The sequence below is a fragment of the Ornithinimicrobium sp. genome, assembly GCF_035267225.1.
Taxonomy (GTDB): domain Bacteria; phylum Actinomycetota; class Actinomycetes; order Actinomycetales; family Dermatophilaceae; genus Ornithinicoccus.
In genome coordinates, this window is sequence record NZ_DATFMA010000080.1 from 1 (window position 1) to 2,823 (window position 2,823).

The 2,823-nt window shown below is 71.1% G+C and carries 3 protein-coding genes; all 3 read right to left on the bottom strand.

Annotated elements, in window-relative coordinates; translation table 11 throughout:
* Positions 1-87: 87 nt before the first annotated feature.
* The gene (gene hemQ, locus VJ976_RS07730) at positions 88-810 is read right to left on the bottom strand and encodes a hydrogen peroxide-dependent heme synthase (protein WP_324099546.1); all 723 of its coding nucleotides are present in this window, start codon (positions 808-810) and stop codon (positions 88-90) included.
* On the bottom strand, positions 807-2,225 hold the full coding sequence (gene hemG / locus VJ976_RS07735; protein ID WP_324099547.1) for a protoporphyrinogen oxidase: 1,419 nt from the start codon (positions 2,223-2,225) through the stop codon (positions 807-809). The genes hemQ and hemG overlap by 4 nt, the downstream gene beginning before the upstream one ends.
* Positions 2,226-2,823 (bottom strand): BCCT family transporter (locus VJ976_RS07740; RefSeq protein ID WP_324099548.1); only part of this gene is annotated, 598 nt, incomplete at its 5' end.

Consider the following 2,823-nt stretch of genomic DNA (forward strand, 5'->3'; position numbering starts at 1 on the left):
GCGAGGGCTACGACACCCCGACCGACCAGCGGTACTGCATCAACTCGATCAGCATGACCCTGACCCCCGCCGAGTAGCCCTCGCGCGCTACGGCGCGGACGCGACGATCTGGTCGACCGTGACCCGGGGCCCGGTGTAGAAGGGCACTTCTTCGCGCACGTGCAAGCGAGCGCGCGTGTTGCGCAGCTCGCGCATGAGGTCGACGATGCGGGTCAGGTCGTCGGCCTCGAAGGCCAGGATCCATTCGTAGTCACCGAGGGCGAACGAGGACAGGGTGTTCGCCCGGACGTCGCCGAAGTCCTTGGCGGCCAGTCCGTGCTCGCGCAGCATCGCGCTGCGCTCCCCGGCGTCCATCAGGTACCACTCGTAGGAGCGCACGAAGGGGTACACGCAGAGGTACCCTCGCGGCTCCTCCCCCGCCAGGAAGGCCGGCACGTGTCCCTTGTTGAACTCTGCCGGCCTGTGCAGGGCCACCTGGGACCAGACCGGCTCGGTGTGCTGACCCAGCTCGGTGCGACGGAAGCGCTGGTAGGCCGACTGGACCGCCTCGATCCGTTCGGCATGCCACCACAACATCAGGTCGGCGTCCGCGCGCAGGCCGGAGACGTCGTAGCACCCGCGCACGACCACCCCCTCGTCCTCGAGGTCGCGGAGCAGCCGGTCCGCCTCGTCGACCATCTCCGAGCGTGACGACCCCATCCGGCGTGCGAACCGGAACACCGAGTACATCGCGTAGCGCACGCCGGCGTTGATCTGCTCGACCAGGTCGGTGGTGGGACGGCTGGGCTCGGGTGAGGGGGCAGTGCTCATGCGGCCCATTGTGACGCAGCCACCTGCTCGGCGGCGGCGCGCCCCGAGGCGATACAGGCCGGGATGCCGACCCCGTCGTAGGTGGCTCCGGCGACGGCCAGGCCGGGAACGTCGGCCACAGCCGCACGCACCGCCGCGACCCGGTCGCGGTGCCCCACCGCGTACTGCGGCAGGCCCCCACCCCACCGCTGGACGAGCGAGTCCGCCGGGTCGGGCAGAGCCAGCCCGATCGCGCGCAGGTCCGAGACCACCAGGTCCACCAGGTCGGCGTCGTCGCGCTGCAGCACCGCCTCCTCACCCTGGCGGCCCAACGAGGTGCGCAGGAGGGCCACCGGGCCAGGCGCTGCGTGCGTGCCCCGCTCACGGACCCAGTCCCACTTCTGACTGCTGAACGTGGCCGCCTTGATACTGAGCCCCTCCACCGGCGGCACCAACACCCCGGAACCGGGCCAGCCGAACCCCGACGACAGCGGCACGGCAAGCGTGACGATCGCCATCGAGGCTGTCTGCACCTCGCCCAGCACACGCCCCGCTACCGGGGCGAGGTCGGCCAGCAGGCGCGCGGCAGGCGCCGGAGGCACCGCCACCACCACACCTTCTGCGGTGAGCGTCTGCGGGTCGGCAGCGGAGCCGCACACGAGCCGGAACCCGGAGGCCGTCCGCTCCAGGGCCCGGACGGTGACACCGGTGCGCACCCTCACCCCCCGCCGACCGAGCTCCGCCACCAGCCGAGCGGGCAGACGGTACAGCCCACTGCTGAGCCCCGCGAACACCGGCGGCTGCTCCTGTCCAGGCCCCCGGTCCCCCGGCAGAGCCCGGCGAGCCGCTTCCGTCAGCCCGACTCCGTCGCGGTGGGCGGCAAAGGCGGCCGGCAAGGCCGCAGCGGCGGAGATCCGGCGGGCGTGCCCGGCGTAGACCCCACCGAGCAGCGGCTCGACCACCCGGTCGACCACCGCGTCACCGAGGCGCTCGGCGACGAGGTCGCCGATGGAGACGTCCTCGGCGCTGGCCTCACCGACCCGCTCGTGGCTCGCTCGACGCAGCTCGTCATCGGTCAGCACCGGGGCCAAGCGGGCCGGGTCGGCTGGGATACCCATCAGCGTCCCGGTGGGCAGAGGCCGCAGAGCGCCGCGGTTGACCAGCGAGGCACTGGCCGTGCGTGGGTGCACCACCTCATCGTCGAGGCCCACGTCCGCCATGAGGTCCAGCGCCTCCGGTCGACGGGCCAGCACCGACTCGGCCCCCACGTCCACCGGTAGCTCGACGCGCGAGAGCCAGCCACGCCGGATCTTGCCTCCGACGTGACTGGCTCCCTCGATCACGGTGACGTCGAGGTCAGGCCGGGCGGTGACCAGGGCCCACGCTGCGCTCAGGCCGCTGATCCCGCCTCCGATGACGACGACGCGTGCGGTCACCTACTGGATGCGTCTGGCCGGCTCTCGATCGACCTCGGCCTCCTCGTCGACCATCGTGCGCACGGTCTCGTCCTCGTGGACCGCCTCCGACTGCGGGGTGGAGAAGCTGCCCTCGTAGTAGTCGTACTCGATGGGGTTCCCGTCCTCGTCGTAGCGCTGGTACCAGTACGTGTACTCCTCCGAGGTCGAGTCGAAGGTGTAGCCGGCGCCGCGGCCGTCCGCGGCCTTGCGCACCTCGATGCCGAACTCGTCACCGTGGCTGCGCACACCACTCTGGACCGCTTCGTCCAGCGCGTGCTCGCCGAAGCGCTGCCGGATCATCATCGGGTCGGTGCGCAGGTCCTTCGCGAACGCGAACAGCATGAAGAACAGCACGAACGCGAACGGCACCGCCGAGACGATGACCAGGTTCTGCAGCCCGGACAACGCCTGGTTCCCACCGATGAGCAGCATCACGATGGCGATGCCCGCGAGGCAGGCACCCCAGAAGATGACCACCGGGGTGTCCGGCTCGGCCTTGCCTCGCTGGGAGAGCATGCCCATGACCAGCGAGCCGGAGTCGGCGCTGGTGACGAAGAAGATCGCCAGCATGAACATC

Bases quoted from the DNA above. Each gene is read 5' to 3' on its own strand.
- hemQ (WP_324099546.1), bottom strand. From the start codon at position 810: ATGAGCACTGCCCCCTCACCCGAGCCCAGCCGTCCCACCACCGACCTG.